This window comes from Infirmifilum sp. (assembly GCF_049970975.1).
Lineage (GTDB): Archaea > Thermoproteota > Thermoprotei > Thermofilales > Thermofilaceae > Thermofilum > Thermofilum uzonense.
Genome location: NZ_JBMFLX010000192.1, coordinates 1 through 1875 on the forward strand (window position 1 = coordinate 1; position 1875 = coordinate 1875).

Annotated in this window: 2 protein-coding genes; one reads left to right on the plus strand and one right to left on the minus strand. The window is 39.6% G+C overall.

Annotated elements, in window-relative coordinates; all coding sequences use genetic code 11:
- On the minus strand, positions 1-750 hold a 750-nt coding region (locus tag ACP5KC_RS10445; protein WP_428287548.1), incomplete at its 3' end, for a glycosyltransferase.
- A gap of 649 nt (positions 751-1399) precedes the next feature.
- On the opposite strand from ACP5KC_RS10445, the gene ACP5KC_RS10450 reads away from it, so the two are divergent.
- Complete coding sequence (locus tag ACP5KC_RS10450) at positions 1400-1687, plus strand: hypothetical protein (RefSeq protein WP_428287549.1); 288 nt, start codon at positions 1400-1402, stop codon at positions 1685-1687.
- Positions 1688-1875 lie beyond the last annotated feature (188 nt).

Below are 1875 nucleotides of genomic sequence, written 5' to 3' on the forward strand. Positions count from 1 at the left end.
ATCTTTTTCAATTTCGTAAAAAGCTAGCAGAGTTTTTATTTCTCTTTCAATGTTTAAAACATGCTTTTGAAAAGTTCTGGCTCCAGCGGTTATGTTTGTCTCGTGCACCCTGTAGTAAACGTGGGTTTTCTCTACGTATAGTGGTTTGCAATATTTCATTGCTAAGAGCGCTATTAGCCAATCATCAAATAGCCAATCATAATATGGAGAATCTATCTTTGCGATAAGCTTTTTGATATTGTTTAAGCAGTCTTTTTTAAGCATTATAGTGTTTATATCAACATAATTTCCTTTAATTAACCTACATCTATCATATGGATTTTGAGGGATTTCCGTTAGCCAGCGAAGTTTTTGACCGTTTTTGTCTACAACTAATGCTCTTGTAAAGACGAATGAAGCATTATATCTCATAGCTTCGCTAACAACTTCTTTTATGTAATTTGAAGGATAGTAATTATCATAGTCCAAGAAAAAGATGTACTCCCCATCAACATTTTCAAAACCGCATTTCTGCAAAGCTCTGAAGGGTGTCAGGTGTGTATGTCTCACAATTCTAATTGATCTTTCTGAAGATGTGTTTTCTTGAAATCCCAAGACTATGTCCAACGTCCTATCATCAGAACCCTCATCATAGCAAACAATTGTAGAGATAACTCCCTCATAATCTTGATTAATAACAGACTTCAACGCATCCCCTATATACTTTTCAGAGTTAAATGCTCTAATAATTACCGAAACACGACCCTCCATCAAAATCCCTTACCTAAACACAGATAATGATATAATGGTAAAAACCTTCGCTTTCAACAGATCTTCGCTAATTTATAAAAGCACCCTAGTTAAGATAATCCCGCACATGAAAGCTTTCTCAAAATAAGTCCCTTTGAAAAAACCCTCAAACAACATACGGTAATGGTTTCTTATACAAGTCCATAAATATCCCTTAATTCGTGAATACTCCGTCAGGCTAATTCCATCATCCCTCCCAGGTATAATGTTTTTGTCAAGGTGGCCGAAATCTCGAGCTGATAACGCTATTAACGTCTTTCTCATTAACGCCGTCCAGGGTCTATTGGATTATGCTACATAATCTCTCAATTGACAGTATTTACCATACCATCAACACTCTTTCAAAAAAGGATGAGCGTGGTTATGGTTTAGGAACCTGAGCGTATAGTTGTTTCTCCACTTCTTTATTAACCTTGGCATTTTGTATCATTACATGAGCCTTTGGAAGAAGAGTTTATTAAATTCGCTCTGGATGTTAATTTACCAGCTAAGAAGGAAAACACGATAGCATGGAATAAACGGAAGTCGTACACCATAAGGATATAAGTTGGCTAAGCTACTGAGAGACAGATTCTAGGTATACGAGCTGTATAATGTAGGTAAGGAAAAGATGATAAATATATTGTCGAGGACTAAGGTATTCATAGACATAGGTTGGCATCCGGGCAGAGATAGGCCGCCCCGTGAGACTGTTGCCGTGTGGAATGTACCTCTCGTAAACAATTACGGGGGCTGTGTTATCATGAAGACTATCCAGTTCCTTAGCTACAGGGGGCTGGTCGACAGAGTAATCGACTTCGTTGAGGACTATGATGCCCATATAAAGGAGTTCGAGGGCTTCCGTCGCTATATTGTTGAGGAGCCGGAATTATTCGTGAAGGACGTGGGGTGCTGGTAAGAGAGTTGGGACTATGACGCGAATCGTTATACTAGGTTGTGGATGGTCGGGCCTCGTTTCTTCTATCAGTCTGAAGTCTCTCTATTCGGCTACCGATGTTGTCTGCGTCGATAGGGCATTCGACGGCGGTCTTCTCGCATCAGCTAGAATAGGTCCCTACCTTTTCGATGTAGGGGGTAGCCACGTGG

Excerpts from the sequence above, each read along its gene's own strand:
- ACP5KC_RS10450 (WP_428287549.1), top strand. The coding sequence starts at position 1,400 with ATGATAAATATATTGTCGAGGACTAAGGTATTCATAGACATAGGTTGG.